The organism is Mycobacterium sp. NGS62 (assembly GCF_059812285.1).
The window spans coordinates 368151-385950 of record NZ_JCALCK010000004.1 but is presented as its reverse complement, the minus strand read 5'-3'; the positions used below and the strand labels follow the sequence as shown (position 1 = coordinate 385950).

17 protein-coding genes are annotated in these 17800 nt (G+C 66.7%); 9 read left to right on the top strand and 8 right to left on the bottom strand.

Annotated features, from left to right (window positions below; all coding sequences use genetic code 11):
* Positions 1–72: 72 nt before the first annotated feature.
* Positions 73–1581: a class I adenylate-forming enzyme family protein gene (locus AC5Y49_RS13910; protein ID WP_499887847.1), complete on the top strand. Its 1509-nt coding sequence runs from the start codon at positions 73–75 to the stop codon at positions 1579–1581.
* Positions 1578–1874, top strand: coding sequence for a hypothetical protein (locus AC5Y49_RS13905; protein WP_499887845.1), 297 nt, complete (start codon positions 1578–1580; stop codon positions 1872–1874). The genes AC5Y49_RS13910 and AC5Y49_RS13905 overlap by 4 nt, the downstream gene beginning before the upstream one ends.
* Here the strand turns inward: AC5Y49_RS13905 and AC5Y49_RS13900 are convergent.
* A complete protein-coding gene (locus AC5Y49_RS13900; protein ID WP_499887843.1) occupies positions 1871–2488 on the bottom strand; it encodes a TetR/AcrR family transcriptional regulator in 618 nt (205 codons plus the stop codon). The genes AC5Y49_RS13905 and AC5Y49_RS13900 overlap by 4 nt on opposite strands.
* A gap of 8 nt (positions 2489–2496) precedes the next feature.
* Positions 2497–2673: a hypothetical protein gene (locus AC5Y49_RS13895; RefSeq protein WP_499887842.1), complete on the bottom strand. Its 177-nt coding sequence runs from the start codon at positions 2671–2673 to the stop codon at positions 2497–2499.
* Between the two features lie 176 nt (positions 2674–2849).
* Here AC5Y49_RS13895 and AC5Y49_RS13890 point away from each other — a divergent pair, with 176 nt between their 5' ends.
* The gene (locus AC5Y49_RS13890; protein ID WP_499887840.1) at positions 2850–3653 is read left to right on the top strand and encodes a crotonase/enoyl-CoA hydratase family protein; all 804 of its coding nucleotides are present in this window, start codon (positions 2850–2852) and stop codon (positions 3651–3653) included.
* 26 nt (positions 3654–3679) lie between these two features.
* Here AC5Y49_RS13890 and AC5Y49_RS13885 read toward each other — a convergent pair whose 3' ends face one another.
* The gene (locus AC5Y49_RS13885) at positions 3680–5152 is read right to left on the bottom strand and encodes an aldehyde dehydrogenase (protein ID WP_499888025.1); all 1473 of its coding nucleotides are present in this window, start codon (positions 5150–5152) and stop codon (positions 3680–3682) included.
* 51 nt (positions 5153–5203) lie between these two features.
* Positions 5204–5989, bottom strand: coding sequence for a class I SAM-dependent methyltransferase (locus AC5Y49_RS13880; protein WP_499887838.1), 786 nt, complete (start codon positions 5987–5989; stop codon positions 5204–5206).
* A 38-nt stretch (positions 5990–6027) separates the two neighbouring features.
* Here AC5Y49_RS13880 and AC5Y49_RS13875 point away from each other — a divergent pair, with 38 nt between their 5' ends.
* The 5 genes from AC5Y49_RS13875 (at position 6028) to AC5Y49_RS13855 (ending at position 10788) form a co-directional block, all read left to right on the top strand.
* On the top strand, positions 6028–7218 hold the full coding sequence (locus tag AC5Y49_RS13875) for a glycosyltransferase family 4 protein (RefSeq protein ID WP_499887836.1): 1191 nt from the start codon (positions 6028–6030) through the stop codon (positions 7216–7218).
* A 2-nt stretch (positions 7219–7220) separates the two neighbouring features.
* Positions 7221–8405, top strand: coding sequence for a cupin domain-containing protein (locus AC5Y49_RS13870; RefSeq protein WP_499887834.1), 1185 nt, complete (start codon positions 7221–7223; stop codon positions 8403–8405).
* A 211-nt stretch (positions 8406–8616) separates the two neighbouring features.
* The gene (locus AC5Y49_RS13865) at positions 8617–10050 is read left to right on the top strand and encodes a PPE family protein (protein WP_499887832.1); all 1434 of its coding nucleotides are present in this window, start codon (positions 8617–8619) and stop codon (positions 10048–10050) included.
* A 106-nt stretch (positions 10051–10156) separates the two neighbouring features.
* Positions 10157–10384 (top strand): FitA-like ribbon-helix-helix domain-containing protein, encoded by a 228-nt coding sequence (locus tag AC5Y49_RS13860; RefSeq protein WP_499887830.1) that lies wholly within the window; start codon positions 10157–10159, stop codon positions 10382–10384.
* Positions 10381–10788 (top strand): type II toxin-antitoxin system VapC family toxin, encoded by a 408-nt coding sequence (locus tag AC5Y49_RS13855; protein WP_499887829.1) that lies wholly within the window; start codon positions 10381–10383, stop codon positions 10786–10788. Before AC5Y49_RS13860 ends, AC5Y49_RS13855 begins: the two co-directional genes overlap by 4 nt.
* A 133-nt stretch (positions 10789–10921) precedes the next feature.
* Here the strand turns inward: AC5Y49_RS13855 and AC5Y49_RS13850 are convergent, their stop codons facing one another.
* Together AC5Y49_RS13850 and pgfA are read right to left on the bottom strand one after the other, a co-directional pair.
* Positions 10922–12640 carry an MmpA family trehalose lipid delivery protein gene (locus AC5Y49_RS13850; protein ID WP_499888023.1) on the bottom strand — a complete coding sequence of 573 codons (1719 nt, stop codon included), beginning with the start codon at positions 12638–12640 and terminating at the stop codon, positions 10922–10924.
* 32 nt (positions 12641–12672) lie between these two features.
* The gene (pgfA, locus tag AC5Y49_RS13845) at positions 12673–13926 is read right to left on the bottom strand and encodes a cell envelope lipid trafficking protein PgfA (RefSeq protein ID WP_499887828.1); all 1254 of its coding nucleotides are present in this window, start codon (positions 13924–13926) and stop codon (positions 12673–12675) included.
* 162 nt (positions 13927–14088) lie between these two features.
* Between pgfA and AC5Y49_RS13840 the strand changes: the two genes are divergently transcribed.
* Entirely contained in the window at positions 14089–15243 is a 1155-nt protein-coding gene (locus AC5Y49_RS13840) for an acyltransferase family protein (RefSeq protein ID WP_499887826.1), read from the top strand.
* On the opposite strand, the gene AC5Y49_RS13835 is transcribed toward AC5Y49_RS13840, so the two are convergent.
* Together AC5Y49_RS13835 and AC5Y49_RS13830 are read right to left on the bottom strand one after the other, a co-directional pair.
* Positions 15209–16732, bottom strand: a complete 1524-nt coding sequence (locus AC5Y49_RS13835) for an AMP-binding protein (RefSeq protein WP_499887824.1) — start codon at positions 16730–16732, stop codon at positions 15209–15211. The genes AC5Y49_RS13840 and AC5Y49_RS13835 overlap by 35 nt on opposite strands.
* Positions 16733–16739: 7 nt before the next feature.
* Entirely contained in the window at positions 16740–17720 is a 981-nt protein-coding gene (locus AC5Y49_RS13830) for a phosphotriesterase family protein (RefSeq protein ID WP_499887822.1), read from the bottom strand.
* Between the last annotated feature and the right edge of the window lie 80 nt (positions 17721–17800).

Sequence of the window (17800 nt, the reverse complement as noted above, 5' to 3'; positions counted from 1 at the left end):
ATCTAAACTACAGCCAGGCATGACACTTTTGACGGTCTTTGTAACGCGCTGGCACCACAGAAAGTTCGACGATTGAGCATTTCGTTACTGCTCGAGATGGCTGTGTCGAGCAACCCTGACCGAACCGCCGTTGTCTCCGGCGACACCCGATTGACAACCCAGCAGCTCAGCGACCTCGCCGACGGTGGCGCGGGCGTCATCGCGGGCTCGAACGCGCAGCATGTCGCCTACGTCGGCACCGGCGGGGCGATGTTGCCGCTGCTGATCTTCGCGTCGGCGCGCGCGGGAGTGACATTCACCCCGATCAACTACCGGCTTTCGACCGAAGGCATCCAGACCCTGATCCGCCGGTTGCCCGATCCGCTGGTGATCGTCGACAGCCGTTACCGGGAGATGGTCGGGGACACCGGTAAGCAGGTGATCGGCTCCGAGGAGTTTCTGGCCAGCGCCGGCACCGCGGAACCCGCCGCGGAGTTCGCCGACCCGGAGTCGACCGCGATCGTCCTGTTCACCTCGGGCACCACGTCGCAGCCCAAGGCCGTCGAGTTGTCACACAACAACCTGACTAGCTACATCACCGGAACCGTGGAGTTCGGGTTGGCCGAGCCGACCGATGCGGCGCTGATCTGTGTGCCGCCCTACCACATTGCCGGTGTCAGCGCGGCGCTGTCGAATCTGTATGCGGGCCGAACGATGGTGTACCTGCCGGTCTTCGACGCCGAGGAGTGGGTGCGCCTGATCAACGCCGAGCACGTCACCACGGCGACGGTGGTCCCGACCATGCTCGACCGGATCGTCACCGTACTGGAGAGCGGCCGCCACGAGCTGGCGTCGCTGCGCAGCCTGGCCTACGGCGGCTCGAAGGTGGGGTTACCGCTGGTGCGCCGGGCGCTGGAGTTGTTGCCCGACGTGGGGTTTGTCAACGCCTATGGACTGACCGAGACGAGTTCGACCATCGCTGTGCTGACTCCGGAAGACCACCGCGCCGCCCAGTCGGCGTCGGACCCCGCCGTCATCAAACGCCTGGCTTCGGTGGGTCAACCGGTGCCCAGCATCGAGGTGCAGATCCGCGACGAGAACGGCGTGCTGCTGCCGGCGGGACAAACCGGTGAGCTGTTCGTCCGCGGTGAGCAGGTTTCTGGCCGCTACACCGGGATCGGGTCGGTGCTCGACGACCAAGGGTGGTTCCCGACCCGCGACATCGCCACGCTCGACGAAGGCGGCTACCTGTTCATCGGCGGGCGCAGCGACGACACCATCATCCGCGGCGGGGAGAATATCGCACCCGCCGAGTTGGAAGATGTGCTGATCGAACATGCCCACGTGCGTGATGTCGCGGTGGTCGGCGTCGACGACCCGCAGTGGGGCCAGGCCATCGTCGCGGTGGTGGTGCCCGCTCCCGGCGCCGAGCCGGACCCCGATGAGCTCCGCGAGCATGTCCGCAAGAGCTTGCGCGGCTCGCGTACCCCCGACCGCGTCGTGTTCCGCGACGAGCTGCCCACCAACGCGACCGGCAAGGTGCTTCGTCGCGAGATCGTCGAATCCCTTGCAACCCTAGGAACATTAGGATCGAAATCATGATCAAGAACGGAACCCGTCTGGCCAGCCAGGTGTGCGACACCCAGGTCATCGTCGTGCGCAGCGCCGACAGTCTCGACGATCTGCGCTGCGGCGGCGCGCCGATGGTGGCGTTGGACGCCGAGCGTTCCGGAGACCTGGACCCGGCGTTCGCCGACGGCAACGTGATGGGCAAGCGCTACGTCGACGAGACCGGCGCCGAGGTGCTGGTGACCAAAGCCGGCGCAGGGACACTGGCGATCGGCCAGACCGCGCTGAGCCTCAAGGAAGCCAAGCCGCTGCCGGCCAGCGACTAACGCTCGGGAAGACCGTTACGGCGAACGAATTCCCTTGCCTTGATCAAGAATTCGAGTTGATTGTGGACCTCGCGCAGCGGCTCGGCGCTGCGCGTCGAGCGGCATAGCACCACCGCGCCCTCCAGTGTGGCGATCGACATCACCGCCAGCGAGGCCGCGTCCGACTCGGGAAAGCCGTCGGCAACGAACGCCCGCGACAGGGCGGTACACCAACGGCCGAAGATCTGTCCGGCCTCGGCGGTCAACTGCGGTTCCTCGTCGGCCGAGCCGATCGCTGCCGCCACCACCGGGCAGCCGGCGTTGAAGTCGCTGCCGTCCAACAGGCGTTCCCAGAACTCGACGAAGTCGCGCAACAGCGCCATCGCGCCCAGCTCGATGGAATCATCGATAGTGGCCGTGATCGCATCGCCGGCGTAGCGCAGCGCTTCGGTCAGGATCTGGTTACGGCCGTCGGGAAAGTGGTAGTAGACCGATCCCCGCGGCGCACCGCTGCGGGTGAGCACCTCGTCGATGGTCACCCCGGCGGCGCCGCGTTCACGCATCACCTCGGCGGCGCTGATCAGCATCTTGGTGCGGGTTTTACCGCGCTTGGCACTGGTGGCCATTGGGGTCATCGCGATACCTAGGCAGCGTGCGGGGAAGGCGGCTGCGGGACCCGCCGGTGCAGGCTAGGCGGTTGCAGCCGTACCGAGCGCAACGATGCGCTACGCAAGTCGGGAATCTGGCGGGTGAACCGATAGCCGGCGATGTTGAGCTCGACGATCCACATGATCTTCTCCTGCCTCATGCGCCGGCTCACCGGCTCATGATTATGCCGGTCAGCATATAACAAGCGGTTTCTTTGACACAAGAACGATAGGCGCTTCACGGCAAAACCCCATTTCAGCGGCCCACATTGGTGTCCAGGCTCCCGCTAATGCCTGCGAAATATTATGCTGTATTGCATATTACCTAGCGTTGGGGTGTACTTGGCCAATGTCTGACACCTCGCTCCCAACCCTGGAGACCGTGTCGCTCGAACGCGACGGCCACGTCCTGCTGATCGGCCTGAACCGGCCGGACAAGCGCAACGCCTTCAACCGGACGATGCTGGCCGATCTGTCCCGCGCCTACGGTGTGCTGGAGTCCGACCCCGGCGTCCGCGCCGGCGTGCTGTTCGCACACGGCGACCACTTCACCGGCGGCCTGGACCTCGTCGACGTGGGCCCGGGCATCGCAACCGGACAGAGCCCGTTTCCCGATGACGGCGCAGACCCTTTCCGCCTCGACGGTACCTGGACCACACCGCTGGTCGCGGTCGCGCAGGGCTGGTGCATGACATTAGGCATCGAATTGCTACTGGCCGCCGACATCCGAATCGCCGCTGCCGGAACGAGATTCACGCAGCTTGAGGTGCAGCGGGGGATCTATCCATTCGGCGGCGCGACGATCCGGCTACCGCGCGAGGCGGGCTGGGGCAATGCCATGCGCTGGCTGCTTACCGGTGACGAGTTCGACGCCGCCGAGGCGCACCGCATCGGGCTGGTTCAAGAGGTGGCCGGCGACGCGACGACGGCACTGGCTCGGGCTCGCGAGATCGCGCACACGATCGCGGATCGTGCTGCGCCGCTGGGTGTGCGGGCCACGCTCGCGTCAGCGCACCTGGCTCGCACGGAAGGCGAAGCCGCCGCCATCGAGCGACTGCGGCCCACGGTGGTCGAGTTGTTCGCCACCGCGGATGCCGCCGAGGGCGTGCAGTCGTTCGTCGAGCGCCGGCAGGCGCGCTTCGAAGGCCGCTGAGCCAGCTTCATGCTCGAGGGCGGCTGCTAACTGTCGGAGGTATAACCCATCGGCATCAGCACACTCTTCTGCTGGGTGAAGTGCTCCACACCCTCCGGCCCGTTTTCGCGCCCGATGCCCGAGTTCTTGTAGCCGCCGAACGGACAGCAGGGATCGAACGCATACCAGTTGATGGCGTACGTCCCGGTGCGGATCTTCTCCGAGATCTCGATGCCGCGCGGCACATTGGCGGTCCACACGCTGCCGGCCAGGCCATACACCGAGTCGTTGGCGATCTTGATCGCGTCTTCCTCGGTGTCGTAGGGAATGATGCTCAGCACCGGCCCGAAGATCTCCTCCTGGGCGATCGTCATCTCGTTGTTGACGTCGGCGAACACCGTGGGTTGCACGAAGAAGCCGGTGTCCAGATCGTGCGGGCGGCCGCCGCCACACACCAGCCGGGCGCCCTCCTCGATGCCCTTGGCGATGTAGCCCTCCACCCGGGCACGCTGCTTTTCTGAGATCAGCGAACCGATCTGGGCCGAGGGGTCCGACGGCAGCCCCACGGGCAGTGCTTGTACGAAAGCGCTTACAGCATCCACGATTTCGTCGTATCGCGAGCGCGGAGCCAGGATGCGGGTCTGGGCTACGCAGGCCTGCCCGGTGTTCATGATCCCGGAGAACACCAACATCGGGATGGCCGAGGCGAGGTCGACATCATCGAGGACGATCGCCGCTGACTTCCCGCCGAGCTCCAATGTGCACGGCTTGAGCAGGTCCGCCGCACGTCGACCGATCTCCTTGCCGACTCCCGAGCTGCCGGTGAAGGTGAAGATGTCGACGTCGCGGTTGGACGTCAGCGCCTGCCCGGTCTCGATTCCGCCCGGCACTATCGACAGCACACCCTCAGGCAAACCGGCTTCGGCGAACACTTCCGCCAAAGCGTTTGCGCTCAACGGGGTTTCGGCGGCCGGCTTGAGCACCACGGTGCAGCCGGCCAGCAGCGCCGGACCCAGCTTGTTGACGGCCAGGAACAGCGGGACGTTCCAGGCGATGATCGCGCCAACGACGCCGACCGGCTCGCGATGGACGATGCTCTGCCCGTATCCGCCGTTGCGGGTCTCTTTCCACTTGACCTGGTCGACAGCGGGGCCGGCGAAGAAGTTCAGCGCACCCATCGAGCTCATCCAGTGCATCGTTTCAATGGTCATTTGCGGCTGACCGGTCTCGTTCGCGAGGAGCTGGGTGAACAGGTCCTTGCGCTCCTCCATCAACGTGAGCGCGTTGGCGATCACTGCCGCGCGCTCCTTCGGCGGTGTGGTCGGCCAGGGGCCGCTGTCGAACGCCGCGCGGGCAGCGCCGACCGCGGCGTCGACGTCGGCTGCTGCCGCCAGCGGCACCTTGCCGACATATTCGCCGGTGGCCGGGCAGTGCACTTCGATGACGTCGGAGGTCGACGGTTCGGTCCATTTTCCGCCGATGAACAGCTTGTCGTATTCGGTCGTCTGGCTGTCGGTCATGGTCATGGCGTCACCCTACCCAGCGACAGGCAAAACGAGAACACGTTTCAGTCAAGTGCCACCGTTGCGGAGCGGCGGTCGTAGCACCAGCACCAAGTTGCTCACCAGGAACTCGCGCAGCACCGGGACCGACGTCAGCCGCCACGCCCATCGGGGGTGGTAGCGCGGGAATGCGGCCGCCAGGGCGCCGGTACTGACCGCCCAGTCCAGTCCGTCGGCCGCTGACACCGCAAACAACGACGACCCGTAGTCGTTCTTCGCCCGATGGCCGTGTTTGCGGGCGTAGCGCGCCGCGGCGCGGGCACCGCCCAGATAGTGGGAGAGGCCCATCTCATGTCCGCCGAACGGGCCCAGCCACACCGTGTACGACAGGACTACCAGCCCACCCGGGCGGGTCACCCGCAGCATCTCGCCGCCCAGCTGCCATGGACGCCGAACATGCTCGGCGACATTGGATGACAGGCAGATGTCCACCGAGTCATCGGCGAACGGCAGCGCCATACCCGATGCGCGGACAAATGGGCCCGCCACACGTGCATTCGTCGGCGTCGCCGCGTGCATCTCGCTCGGATCCGGTTCAACTCCGATGTAGCGGATTCCGGCGTCGGCAAAAGCCGTCGCGAAATAGCCGGGGCCACCGCCGACGTCGAGCAGCGTGCACCCGGCCGGGCCGGTGCCATGAATGCCGCGCCACAAATCGCCGACCAGCTGCGTGGTGTCGTTGGCCAGTGCTCCGTAGAACCGGTCGGGATCGGACTGCTCGTAGCGGAACTCCGACAACAGCCGCAGCGAGCGAGACAGCGTCGCCCGACGCGCGAACGCATCGGTGACCGCCATCGACCTCACCCTACGGTGAGCCATTAGGCTGGACCGCAATGTCTGCCGCGCATACTCAGCCCACGGATCAGCACTCTGGGGGTCTCGGCGCGGTATTGCTGCTGTGCTGGCGCGACACCGGCCACCCCCAGGGCGGCGGCAGCGAAACCTATTTGCAGCGCCTCGGGGCACAGCTTGCGCAGTCCGGGATTGCCGTCACCCTGCGCACCGCCCGCTATCCCGGCGCGCCGCGGCACGAGGTGGTCGACGGCGTGCGGATCAACCGCGCCGGTGGCCGGTATTCGGTGTACGTGTGGGCGCTATTGGCGATGGCCGCGGCCCGGCTGGGGCTGGGCCCGCTGCGACGGGTGCGACCCGACGTGGTCGTCGACACCCAGAACGGCCTGCCGTTTCTGGCCCGATTGCTGTACGGCCGGCGAGTCGCGGTGTTGGTGCACCACTGCCACCGCGAGCAGTGGCCGGTGGCCGGCCCGGTACTCGGTCGGTTCGGTTGGTTCGTCGAGTCGCGTTTGTCGCCGCGGCTGCACCGGCGCAACCAATATGTGACGGTGTCGCTGCCGTCGGCTCGCGATCTGGTGGCTCTGGGTGTGGGTAATGAACGAATTGCCGTGGTGCGCAACGGCTTGGATGAGGCACCCGCCCCATCGCTGCACGGCCCCCGGGCGGCTGCGCCGCGGGTGGTGGTGTTGTCGCGTCTGGTGCCGCACAAGCAGATTGAGGACGCGCTGGACGCTGTCGCGCTGCTGCGGACGCGGGTACCGGGCTTACACCTCGACATCGTCGGCGGCGGCTGGTGGCAGCAGCGGTTGGTCGAGCACGCGGCGCAACTCGGCATCAGCGACGCGGTGACGTTTCACGGCCACGTCGATGACGTCACCAAACACCATGTGATGCAACAGTCTTGGGTTCATTTGTTGCCGTCCCGCAAGGAGGGCTGGGGTTTGGCTGTGGTCGAGGCGGCGCAACACGCGGTGCCCACCATTGGCTACCGGTCCTCGGGTGGCCTGGCCGATTCGATCATCGACGGGGTTACCGGCGTTCTGGTTGACGACCGGCCCCAACTGGTGAGCCGGCTCCAGCAGCTTCTCGACGATCCGGTACTGCGCGAGCAGCTCGGCGCCAAGGCGCAGGCGCGCAGCACTGAATTCTCTTGGCGGCAAAGCGCTGACGCGATGCGCACCGTACTCGAGTCCGTGCTGGCCGGGGAGCTGGTCAGCGGCGTGGTCTAACTATGGATGCCGTCGAGTCCTCGCTAGCCTGGTTGCTTCAACCGCTTACGGTGCAGACCTTTCTTGACGAAATTTGGGGCGCGACGCACCACCACGTCAAGCGGTGCGACGTGGGCTATTTCGATCGTCTCCTGCCCGGACCGTCGGCGGTCGACCAGCTGTTGGAGCATGTTGCGCCAGAGCCGTCGGCGGTGCGTCTGGTACGGGGCGGTGAGAGCAAGGATGCTGACAGTTTTCGGCTCGCTGACGGCAGTCTCGATCCCGCCAGCGTCCGCGAGGCCTTTGCTGACGGCTACACCATCGTCCTGAATGGGCTCGAGCGGTACGTGCGCGAGATCGCTGCGTTGTCCCACTCCATCGAAGTCGAGTTGAACTTCCCGACCCGAGTCAACGGCTACGTCACGCCGCCCGAATCGACCGGCTTCGTCCCGCATTACGACCCTCATGACGTCTTGATCGTGCAGATGCAGGGATCCAAGACCTGGCATTTGGCCGATGCCGCCGCTATACCGCCGCACGAGATGCAGCGCCAGCAAGGGGCTGCCGACGGGTTCTCGTTGCCGACCGAGCTGCGCTTGGACGTCGGCGACGTGCTTTACCTGCCGCGCGGCCACGTTCACGCGGCCCGAACACACTCGGAGCCATCGATCCACTTGACCGTCGGGATCCACGCGCCCACCGTGCTCACCCTGATCACCCACGCCCTCCGATCGTTGAGTTTGCGAGATGACCGCGCCCATACTCGGCTGCCACCGCGGCATCTCGACGACGCCTCCACACACGCGAGCGTGAGCGCCCTGCTGCGCGACATCGTCAGAACCATCGACGACCCGAGCGTCATCGCCGACGGCTTGGACACCATGGCGGAGGTGTTGGTCCGGCGCGGCCGATGCCCGCCCGTCGGACCGGTCACAAACACCGTCGGCGTCGACGAACAAACGTTGGTGGTCAAGCATCACCCGCTCTATTCGAGAGTGACGCACGTCGGCGCTGACGTTGTGTTGGAGTTCGCGCAACTGTCGATAAACGCAGAGCCCGACCATGAAGCCGCGATGCGGTTCCTGTCGGGGTGTACCGAGCCGTTTCGCGTAGGCGACTTACCTGGACTCAGCGCAGCGCAGCAGACGAAGCTAGTGCGAACGCTGATCGCGACGGGGTTCCTTAACCGGCTCGCCGACCACTCGTAAGCGCCGCCGGAAATCCTGCCAGGCACCGACCCCCGCCGACAGCGGGGCTGTTTCCTCATACCAGGACATTCACAGGGGAAGTTTGTTGACATTGCGGACGCACGCGCGAAAAATCACCGCACAAGAGGAGTTTCACAATGGCGGTGTACGTCGTGTTCGATGGTTCTGCCCCGGCCAGTACAGCGGTGTATCCGCTCACGGGCGGTTGACGGTGACGGCGCCAATCTGGTTTGCCTCTCCGCCGGAAGTGCACTCGGCGCTGTTGAGCAGTGGACCCGGGCCGGGTTCGTTGCTGGCTGCGGCGGCGGCGTGGAACTCACTCAGCGCCGAATACGTCTCCGTGGCAGAAGAACTCAGCGCACTACTGGCGGCGGTGCAGACAGGTGTCTGGCAAGGCCCCAGCGCGGAATCGTATGTGGCCGCGCATGTTCCGTACCTCGCATGGCTGATGCAGGCCAGCGCGGACAGCGCGGCGGCGGCCGCCAGCCATGAGGTGGTGGCCACCGCCTATACCGCGGCGCTGGCGGCCATGCCGACCCTGGCCGAACTGGCGGCCAACCATGCCACTCACGCGGTATTGGTGGCAACGAATTTCTTTGGGATCAACGCTATTCCGATCGCGCTCAACGAAGCCGACTATGCGCGGATGTGGCTGCAGGCGGCCACCACAATGACGACTTATCAAGTCGCGGCCAGCGCCGCGGTGGCGTCGACACCGCAAACCACCCCGGCGCCGCAGATCCAGAAAGCCAACGAGTCCGGCGGCGGAAACCAAGACGAGGGCAACCCACACCAGCTGAGCTGGTGGACAACTCGAATACACGAAGTGATGACCAACCCGCAGGCCTGGTCCGAGGTCCCGCACTGGTTGGGCGAGGCTTACAACGCATTCTTTCCCCAAGCGCCGCAATTGACGCAGAGCTCATTCAGCCTGATCGCCCCCGCCATCTCCCCCGCAGGAGCGCTGACCGGCTTCCTCGGCCTGGCCGGGCTGGCCGGCCTGCCCCAACCCGAGTCGATTCCCACCGTGGAGCCGGCACCCGTCCCAACCGCGCCCAGCACGCCACCGGTCGCCGCGATGGCACCGGCGCTGGCCGCGCCCGCTGCCGCCCCTGCGCCCGCACCCGCGCCCGTGCCCGCCCCAACCGCACCGGCGGTAGCCGGCACCGCAGCGCCGCTGGCGCACGCCACTGGCGGCGAAGGTTTTGCCTACCCCTACGTGGTCGGTCCGCCCGGGATTGGATTCGGCGCGGCGATGAGCGTCAGCGCCAGCGCCAAGCAGACGGCGACGGCCCCCGACACCGCCGCGGCGGCAGCCGCTGCGACCACGGGCGAACTGGTCCGGCGCCGACGGCAACGGGCGGGAGTGATCGACCGCGGGCATCGCTACGAATTCCTGGACGCGGACTCCGACGGATCACCGGGCCCCGCGGAGCGGGTTGCCGCGATAGCGCCCTCGGATCAGGGCGCGGGCCCGCTGGGGTTCGCCGGAACCGCCGACAAGGCCGGTGCCCGGCCGGCGGCGGGACTGACCACGATGGCCGGTGACCCATCCGGTAGCAGACCGACCATGCCGATGATGCCGAGCAGTTGGGGTGCTGAGACCGATGAACCCAACGCAGACGGCGCCGACTCTAACCGGTAAGGACCTGACCGTTAGCCGAGCCGAAGTGTGACGAATTCGACCTGGGTCTGGGCGAAATCTGTAGATGGAGAATGCATGTTAGGCGCATGCGAGCTATGTTTGTAGCATGTCAACAATGGTTCAGATTCGGAACGTACCTGATGGACTTGTCCACGAGTTGAAGGCCCGGGCCGCAGCGCACCGGATGAGCCTCAGCGATTTCCTGCTTGCCCGACTGGGCGAAATCGCTGAAGAACCGACCCTCGACGAAGTTCTCGATCGCCTCGCCGCGTTGCCGCGCCGGGAACTCGGCGTGACCGCGGCTGAACTACTTGACGAAGCTCGGTCCGAGTGATCGTGTTGGACGCCTCGGCGGCTGTCGAACTCGTCCTCGCGACGCCGCCGGGGGCGGCGGTGGCTCGGCGCTTGCGGGGCGAAACAGTGCATGCCCCTGCTCACTTCGACGTCGAGGTGATTGGTGCCATCCGTCGAGCGGTCGTGCGCCAGTTAATCAGCGATCATGAGGGGCTCGTGGCTGTTGCCGACTTCCAGAGCCTACCGCTCCGGCGTTGGCCTACAAAGCCTTTCGTCCAGCGCGCCTACCACCTGCGCAGTACCCACACCGTAGCCGACGGCGTGTACGTTGCGCTCGCTGAGGGCCTTGCTGCGCCGCTCATCACCTGCGACGGGCGACTCGCACAATCCCACGGGCATGACGCAGAGATACAACTTATCGACTCGTCAATCGGCACGCCTTAAGGTTCTGTCCGTGCACGATCGCGCGGCAGGATTGACCGCCGCCGTGCCAACCCCTACGAGTCAACGTCGAGGTAGGCGGGATCACTGACGGCGGCGGTAAACGCCGTCAGAGCACGCACCAGACCTTGGCGTTCTAGCGGCGGCGCATCGTTGGCCCGGCCAGGGTGATCGGTCCGTGCCGGCGCCATCCCGCAGCCGCCATACCGACGGCTCCGACACCCAGCATCGCCAGCCAAGCCAGATGCGCGATCAGCACGGCCGACCGGCGGCCCGTAGAGGCGCCGGGAGCGTCGCCGCCGACGCTGTATAACGCCAGGTCGCCATCCCGGTAGACGGTAGGCAGTTGTTCGAAAACCCTTGCGGCCGCGCCTAGTTCGCCGGGAGTTCGGCCTTCGACAACCAGCCACCGCACGCCCGCTCGGGCCAGCGCATCGCGGTCGGCTCCCGACAGCAGTAGCTGCTCGACGGCCCGGGCCCGGCGGCCTTCGCCTGGAACGGTAACCCCGGAAACGGTCAGGTCACCGGTGGTCAGCACGTCGGCGCGCAACCATCGCGGCAGTGGATCCAGCACCGGTTGCGGACCCGACCAGGCGAAGCGGCGCATGGTGCCGGCCGGCAACACCGCCACCGGCCCGGCGTCGGCGTTGATCGCTGCGGCCACCGCACGCCACTCTGACGGGTAATGCACCGGTTCGACTTTGTCCCAGCCGCCCCACGCCAGGTCGGGTAGCACCAATATCAGTGCCGTGCAGCAGATCAGCGCTGTCACCGCCGGATGCACCCACCGCCGTAATGTCTGCACCGCAGCCGCGCCGGCCAGCGCGTACCCGGGCATCGCCAGCGCCACCCATTTCTGCGCGTCGCGCACGACACCAAGCCCGGGCGCGGCATCGACCACGGCGCGCAGCACGGCCAGCCCCGGACCGGTGGCCAGGCCCGCGGGCACCAGCACCGCCACCGCTGCCACGACGATCAGCGGCAGCGCCGCCCGGTGTTGCCGCAAGACCGGCAGCCCGGTGACAACCACGCCGAGCAACACCGCGGTGCCCAGCGCCGCGAAAAGCGTTGTGCGGGAATCCGGCACCGCCTCGGCATTCCAGATTCCACCCAGGCCGGCCAGGCTGCCGAGCGTCCCCAGCCCGGGTTCGGCACGCGCCGCGAACGCGCTGACCGCCGAATCCTGTTGTGCAGGCAGCGTGGAGCTCAGCGCCGAGGCCGTCAACCACGGCAGCGCCGCCACCACGGCAGCGGCCAGCGCGACGGCGGCACACAGCCAACGCGGGCGCCCCGCACCCGGCGCTGCCACACAGACCAGCGCCACCGTCGCCGCCAGCATCAGCCCGGTCGGCGTCAGCCCGGCCAACGCGATCCACCACGCCAGCGCGAAATACCGCGACCGGGCCGGCGTTGTCTCCGACCGCAGCATCAGCATCGTCGTCGCCACCCAGGGCAGGCAGCCGTAGCCGACCAGCAGGCTCCAATGGCCCTGCAATAACCGTTCCGCGACATAGGGATTCCAGATCGCCAGCGTGATCGCGACGAACTGGCCGCTTGCCCCCGCCTGCGGAAGCACCGTCGCGACCAGTCGGGCAGCACCCCAACCTGCCAGCCACAGCGCGGCGATAAGCAGCGCCTTCACCACGACGCCTCCATCGATGCCGCGTGCGGCCAATGCCACCGCGAAATCTTGCGGCACCGCCCGCGGCGCGGACATCAGTCCGAGCGCACTGTCGGTCAGATAGGACCGCGGAGTGGAGACCGCATCACGCAGCAGCAGATAACCGGGGGCCAGCAGCGGCGCGGTCACCAGCAGCGCCAACGCCAGTGCGTACCCGGGGCGGCACCATTGCAGGACCCAGCGGCCTGTCCCGGCCACTCGAGCGATCAGGGGCGGTCGGGCGGACCTGCGGGCGGCGGGCCCGAGCCGGGCGGATTAGGCGGGCCAGTGCCGCCCTGTAAGTCAGGGGGCGGCGTGGGCAGCTTCTCGGTCTCGGCCTCGGCGCCGGGCACCGGTTCGCGTGGCGGTCCGCCACGGCCGAAGAAACCGTGGTCGGCGGTGTCCAGACCGGGGTCGAGCAACGCCGCCTCGGTCCGCAGGCTGAACATGCCCAGCAGCACCCCGCCGATCAGTGCGACCAAGCCGGTCGCGGTGAACGTGATCGGCAGCACCCGCGACCACAACGCGAGCCGATCGCGCTCGTTGCGAGCGGCGTTGACCTGCGCCTCGATCGTCTCTTCGGTGAAGGTGACCGTGTAGTCGGCCACCGCCTTTTCCGGCTTCAGCGCGTCGCGGGCGAAGTAGTGATTGGCGCGCTCTTTTTCCTTGACGATGATGCCCGATTCGGGGTCCACCCAGAAGGTCCGCTGCGCCGCGTAATAGCGGGTCATGCTGACCTTCTCCTCCGGGTCGCCTTCAATTCCCCACCTGCCGGCGGTTTCGGCAGCTTTGCTGTCCTCGTCGTGGGCGTAGAGCGAGGGGTACTTGACCGGGTCGACCAACTTGCCGTCCGCGTCGTAGCCGACGTTCTGGGTGAACCGGTAGGTGGTCAGCCCGTTGACGTCTTCCTCACCGGAGTAGTTGGCGTCGAACGCCTTCTGCGCGATCGGATCGAAGAAGGGGTAGGTCTGCTTTTCGGTGTTAAACGGGAACCGGTAGGACAGCCCCTCGTGCGGCAACGCGATGTTGGTGGGCGGGCTTTCGTCATTGACGCTGCGGGGCTTCTGCACCGCGCCACCCGGATGGGTCTCGTCGGAGACGGCCTCCGCGGTTTTGCGGTTCATGGTGACGGTGTCGACGATCGCCAGCAGCAGTCCGCTGTCCTTTTGCCTGTCGGTGCGCCGAACCGAGGTGCCCACCTGCAGGGTGACCACATCGGCGTTGGCCGGCGATTCGACGCTGATCTGCTGCTGAGACACCAGCGGAACATTCTGGTCGACGACGACGCGCTCGCTGGACAATGATCCCGAGTCGAGGGCAGCTCCGCTGCCGTCGCTGACCAGGGTGGTGTCGAGATCGAGGGGGATTTTGCTGACCCTGCTGGCCGTATAGGTCCACAACAGCAGCGCGGCGATCAGCAGGGCGGCGCCGAGACCCATGATTCCGCACGCGGCGATCCGCAACATCACTGCTCGGTTCACTCGCCGTGACCTCCTTCTGGAACGATCGGGCCCCGGCCTGGTGGCGACGCAAAACCCAGTTGACCCTAACAGCACGATTCAAGGCTCAGGTTTATGCGCTCTGGCGGCGCCCTTCTGGATGTACCCACTTCGCTGCGCAATGCCTCACGGCAGACTGTCCTGATGGACCAGAGCGACGCGGTGGGCGGCACGCGCCGGTTCCTGCCCGCCGTCGAGGGCATGCGGGCATGCGCGGCCATCGGTGTCCTTGTCACCCATGTCGCGTTCCAGACCGGGCACTCCAGCGGTGTCGACGGCCGGCTGTTCGGACGCTTCGACCTGGCGGTGGCGGTGTTCTTTGCGTTGTCCGGATTCTTGCTGTGGCGCGGGCACGCCGCGGCGGCCCGCGGCCTGGGATCCAGCCCGTCGACCGGTCACTATCTGCGATCACGCGTGGTCCGCATCATGCCCGCCTATGTGGTGGCGGTCGTCGTCATCCTGACCTTGCTGCCCGACGCCGACCATCCCAGCCTTACCGTGTGGCTGGCCAATCTCTCACTCACTCAGGTTTACGTGCCGCTGACGCTGACCGCCGGGCTGACCCAAATGTGGAGTCTGTCCGTGGAAGTCACCTTCTACCTGGCATTGCCGATCCTTGCGCTGCTGGCCGGCCGGATACCGGTCCGGGCGCGGGTGCCGGTGATCGCGGGTCTGGGGATCGCCAGCTGGTTCTGGGGATGGATTCCGTTCCACGCCCCCGCCGGGCTCAACCCGTTGAACTGGCCGCCGGCCTTCTTCTCCTGGTTCGCCGCCGGCATGCTGCTGGCCGAGTGGGTCTACAGCCCGACCGCACTGCCGCATCGGTTGGCGCGGCGTCGGGTCCTGATGGCCCTCGTCGCGGTGACGGCTTATCTGGTGGCCGCCTCTCCGCTGGCCGGCCCCGCGGGGCTGACACCGAGCACCGCCGGCCAATTCGCGGTGAAGACCGCGATGGGCGCGCTGCTGGCGGCCGCGCTGGTCGCGCCGTTGGTGCTCGATCGGCCCGATGCCAGCCACCGGATCCTGGCAACCGCGCCCATGGTGACGTTGGGACGCTGGTCCTACGGGATATTTATCTGGCATTTGGCCGCGCTGACCATGGTGTTCCCGGTGATCGGCGAGTTCTCGTTCCGGGGCCACATGCCGCTGGTGCTGGCGCTGACGCTGATCTTTGCGATCGCGATCGCGGCGGTGAGCTACGCGCTGGTCGAATCACCATGCCGGGAAGCCTTGCGGCAGTGGGAAATCCGGCGACGCGATGCGGTCAGCTCGCGCCAAGAGGACGCAATCGCGCCATGACCGCGCAGCCGACGATGCAGAGCGAAGCGATGAGGAGGCGCGCCATGACGGCGTCGCGCACCGCCGTGCGACGAGCCTTGCCCGCGTCGTCGCGCAGTGGGGTGTCGACCAGTTCCACGCTGCGCGGCACTTTGTAGGACGCGATGCGTTCGGCCAGAAACGCGCGCACGCCGTCCTCGTCGAGCGCCGAGCCGGCGGTCGTCTGCACCAGGGCGTGCGGCACCTGACCCAGATCTTCATGAGGTATGCCGACCACCAAGCAGGACAACACATCTGGATGTGCCGACAGCGCCCCCTCGATTTCGGCCGGATAGACGTTGCGCCCGCCGACGGTGAACATGTCGACGCGACGGTCGGACAGATAGAGGAACCCGTCCTCATCGAAGTAACCCAGATCGCCCAGCGAGTCCCAGCCGTCGCGCGATTTCGCGGTGACGCCGACGTAGCGGTAGGTCGGCGGGGTGCCCGGGCTGGGACGCATGTAGATCTCGCCTTCCACGCCGGGCGGGCACGGCTGGCCGGTGTCGTCGAGCACCTTCATCTCGCCGGCCACGACGACGCCGACGGATCCCGGATGGGTCAGCCACTGATCGCCGGAGATGAAAGTCAGCGCTTGAAGTTCGGTGCCGCCGTACAGTTCCCAGATCACCTCGGGGCCGAGGATGTCGATCCAGGCCTGTTTGATCGCCGGCGGGCACGGCGCGCCTAAATGCCAGAACCGCCGGATCGAGGTCAGGTCGTAGGCGTCCGGGTCGGCGCGGTAGATCGGCAGCAGCCGCTGCATGATGGTGGGCACGGTGGTCAGGAAGCTCACCCGGTGATCGGTCAGCAACCGCAGATATTCATGCGGCTCGAATCGGCTCATCAGCACCAGGTGATGGCGCATCAGCAAAGCGATTGTCGCGGTGGTGAAGCCGGTGTTGTGGCTCAGCGGTATGGCCACCAGCGTGGTATCGCCTTCTTGCGCACCGAGTGGATAGCCGATGATGGCCGGTATCCGGCTGTCGCCGCCGGCTTCGATGAGCTTGGGTCGACCGGTGCTGCCGCCCGAACCCATTGCTTTCCACACCGGCGAGACCGCCTCGGGCAATGCGGCGTCAGACAATGCCGGGTCCGGAATGAAATCTGCTGGCACACTAGGCAAATCGGGATGGTCGCGACCCACCAGCAAGGCGGGCGGTCGCAAGTCCAGCAGGCCCTGCAACTCCGCGGCCGGCAACCGGGCGGACAGCGGTTGCGGCACGGCGCCCAGCTTCCAGCACGCCACCGTGGCCTGGATCCATTCGATCGAGTTGGGTAGCACGATCGTCACGTAGTCGCCGAGGCCGACGCCGCGCTCGGCATACGCGCGGGCCAGCCGGTTGGTCGATGTGTCGAGTTCGGCGCGGGTAATCGTGCGCCCGTCGCAGGTAACGGCCGGCGCGTCAGGGGCCAACTGGGCCAGCTGTGAGATCTGGGTGCCGATCGGCGGGACCAACTCTGGGGTCATCCCAGCCTCACTCATAGCCGCCCTGCCGTTCGAAGATGCGGCGCGGATTGTCGACGAGCATGGTGTGCAACTGTTCGTCGGTGACGCCGCGCTGCTTGAGCGCAGGGATCACGTCGTTGTGGATATGCAGGTAGTGCCAATTCGGCGCCATCTGTGGCATGAGGGCTTCGGGCAGCGCGTCGAAGTAGCAGTTGGCGTCGTGCGATAGCACCATCTTGTCGGCGTGCCCGCGCTCGCACATCGTCGCCACGATCTTGACGCGCTCCTCGAAGGGCAGGATCACGTCGATGCCGAAGCGGTCCATGCCCAGGTATGAGCCCGCGGAGATGAGCTCCTCGAGGTAGCCGACGTCGGTGCTGTCGCCCGAGTGCCCGATGACCACCCGGCTCAGATCGACGCCTTCCTCTTCGAAGATGCGTTGCTGCTCGAGCCCGCGGCGCAGCCCGGCATGGGTGTGCGTGGAGATCGGCACCCCGGTGCGTTTGTGCGCCTGGGCAACCGCGCGCAGCACCCGCTCCACACCCGGGGTGATGCCGGGTTCGTCGGTGGCGCATTTGAGAATGCCGGCTTTGATACCGGTGTCGGCGATGCCCTGTTCGATGTCGCGGACGAACATCTCGGTCATGATCTCGGGGCCGTCGAGCATGCCGCCCGGGCCCTCGTAGTGAAAACGAAACGGCACATCGTTGTAGGTGTAAAGCCCGGTTGCGACAACGATGTTCAGCTCGGTGGCGGCGGCCACCCGCGCGATCCGCGGAATATAGCGGCCCAGCCCAATCACGGTCAGGTCCACGATGGCGTCCACGCCGCGGGCTTTCAGCTCGTTGAGCCGGCTGATGGCGTCGGCCACCCGCTGTTCTTCGTCACCCCAGGCTTCGGGATAGTTCAGCGCTATCTCGGTGGTCATGATGAACACGTGCTCGTGCATGAGCGTGACACCAAGGTCGGCGGTATCGATCGATCCTCGTGCGGTATTCAGTTGCGACACGCCATCGATGCTAGGGCGGTGGCGCGTTGCCGTCGGGCGAATCGCGCGGTCGGGTCGACCTGTCGGTGGCCCGTGCGAAT